The organism is Rhodococcus sp. EPR-134 (genome assembly GCF_001647205.1).
Taxonomy (GTDB): Bacteria; Actinomycetota; Actinomycetes; order Mycobacteriales; family Mycobacteriaceae; genus Rhodococcus_F; species Rhodococcus_F qingshengii.
The window spans coordinates 1-550 of sequence record NZ_LVCT01000789.1 but is presented as its reverse complement, the minus strand read 5'-3'; the positions used below and the strand labels follow the sequence as shown (position 1 = coordinate 550).

Here is a 550-nt window from a genome sequence, read left to right as displayed (position 1 = left end):
CGTATCATTCCAAGATTTCGTACTCGATCGCTGACGCGCGGCCACCGCTACCGCGGTTCTTCACCGCTGATCTCGTTCCCGGCGACGGACCGTTGGATTTCCGAAACGACATCTGGCCCTTGGCGTCGAAAGAACTGGCAGGCGCCCACTATTACGAGCTGTTCGCATCTCACCCGGATCGGACAGTGGGCACCTGGGAGGAGTTCGACGCCGAATTCGCCTCGCTGGCTTGGGGATCGCCTCGATTGCAGGAACTGGTCGAGAACGCAGTCCCGAAGCCGGAAGACCGTATCGATCTCGAGCGGCTGAACCGCCCACTCGGCGGTGAGCGCTACGACGGGCTTGCCGAGGTCCAGTCCCGGATCACCGAATACATCTCGGCAGATGTCGCGCGGAGGTCGGACCCGTATTTCAGCGCCGACGCGGCTGTCTTCTCAGCGCTGCTGTCGACGTACATGACCGTCGGAGAATTGTTGCGGCGCGGCAGAATCCCGGCCGAATCCGTCGCCAAGGACGTCGAGGGTTGGCTTCATTCGTTCTTCAGCTTCAT

The 550-nt window shown here is 61.5% G+C and carries 1 pseudogene; it reads left to right on the top strand.

Annotated elements, in window-relative coordinates:
* Window positions 1–550: pseudogene (locus tag A2J01_RS33835) on the top strand (FAD/NAD(P)-binding protein); the annotation flags it as partial.